The sequence below is a fragment of the Kitasatospora sp. NPDC052896 genome, assembly GCF_044547075.1.
Classification (GTDB): domain Bacteria; phylum Actinomycetota; class Actinomycetes; order Streptomycetales; family Streptomycetaceae; genus Kitasatospora.
The window spans coordinates 1-1,736 of record NZ_JBITZU010000072.1 but is presented as its reverse complement, the minus strand read 5'-3'; the positions used below and the strand labels follow the sequence as shown (position 1 = coordinate 1,736).

The following is a 1,736-nucleotide window of genomic DNA, read 5'->3' as shown; positions in this document are numbered from 1 at the left end:
CTAGTGCCGCATCAGGCAACGTTCGCCCTTTGGGCCCGATGGTGACTGACCGCTCGATACATTGAGGCATGGCCGACATCGTCAATGTGCGTTCAGCGACTGCCGCGGATGCTGCAGTCGTCGCCCGTCTTCAGCAGGACATGGCTCGAGAACTTGGGACAGCCGGGGAACCTGGCTTCGTGGACCGCTTCGCCAAGACGTGGCTCGCCGACCTGGAGCGCCGTCCTACCTGGCTCGCCGAACGCGACGGCCGCGCGATCGGAGTCCTCATACTCGTGGTGATCGACAAGCTTCCCTGGCCCGGCCAGGCCCCGGGCCGCTGGGCACATGTCTCGCTGGTCTTCGTTGACCAGGCAGACCGCAACGCCGGCGTCGGACACCTTCTGCTGGGTGAAATGCTCGCCTGGGCTGCCGCCAACCGGGTTGATCGCGTCCAGCTCAACGCGAACCCCAACTCGGCGCGTCTGTATCGGAAGGCGGGCTTTGACTCTGCTCCCGCCCGCCTCATGGAGCTGAGGATCTGACTGCTCGCTGGAGTGCCGTACCGTCCGGTAGTGGTGCTGAGCAGGACGTCGCCGTCAAGATGGCCGGGTGGCAGAACGAGTACAAGTCCGAGAGATCGACGACGACGAGGGACAGAGGCTGCTGCGGATCGTCCGCCGGGGCACCGGGTCGGTGGTGACCTGGCGGCGAGCGCAGATGGTACTGCTGTCCGCCCAGAGTATGGACGTCGCCAAGATCGCCGAGGTGACGTTCACCAGCTCGGACCGGGTCCGCGACGTGATCCACAACTTCAACGCCGACGGCTTCGACTCGCTCTACCCGAAATACCGGGGCGGCCGGCCGAAGACCTTCACGTTGCCCGAGCGTCGCGAGATCAAGAAGATCGCCAAGTCCAAGCCGGCCGAGCACGGCCTGCCGTTCTCGACCTGGAGCCTGGTCAAGCTGGCCGACTTCCTGGTCGCCGAGGGGGTGGTCGACGACATCAGCCACGAGGGCCTTCGGGTCCTGCTCCGCCAGGAGGGCGTCTCCTTTCAACGCGTGAAGACCTGGAAGACCTCCCGCGACCCGGACTACGCCGCCAAGAAGGCTCGTGTCGAGCACCTCTACGCGATCGCGGACGGCGAGGTCATCCCCGAGGAAGGCGAGCCCGAAGTCGTCTTCTGCATGGACGAGTTCGGTCCGCTCAACCTCCAGCCACACCCTGGATGCCAGTGGGCGGAGCGCGGCGGCCGACACAAGGACCCCGACCGCGAACCGCGCCCCCGCAGGCGGGCGACCTACACCCGTCCCCACGGCGTCCGCCACCTGTTCGCCGCCTACGACCTGGCCAAGGACAAGCTCTACGGGCACATCAAGAAGACCAAGAACCGCTCCAAGTTCCTGGAGTTCTGCCGCTACCTGCGAACCCTCTACCCACCGGAGGTCCGGATCGCGATCGTCGTCGACAACTACTCGCCGCACCTGACCACCAAGCGTTGCCGCCGGGTCGCGGACTGGGCCAAGGCAAACAACGTGGAGATCGCCTACACCCCCACCAACAGCTCCTGGCTCAACCGTATCGAAGCCCAGTTCACCGCACTGCGCTACTTCGCCCTCGACGGTACCGACCACCCCAGCCACAAGGCTCAGGGCAGCATGATCCGCCGCTACATCATCTGGCGGAACAAGCACGCAACGGACAAACGCCTCCGTCAGATCGTTGACAGGGCGAACGTTGCCTGACGCGGCACTAG

At 65.5% G+C, this 1,736-nt stretch carries 2 protein-coding genes; both read left to right on the top strand.

From position 1 onward, the window contains the following. The first annotated feature begins 68 nt into the window (after window positions 1–68). A complete protein-coding gene (locus tag ACIGXM_RS37355) occupies window positions 69–524 on the top strand; it encodes a GNAT family N-acetyltransferase (protein ID WP_396568579.1) in 456 nt (151 codons plus the stop codon). Window positions 525–591: 67 nt separating this feature from the next. Next, window positions 592–1,725: an IS630 family transposase gene (locus ACIGXM_RS37350; protein ID WP_396568578.1), complete on the top strand. Its 1,134-nt coding sequence runs from the start codon at window positions 592–594 to the stop codon at window positions 1,723–1,725. Window positions 1,726–1,736 lie beyond the last annotated feature (11 nt).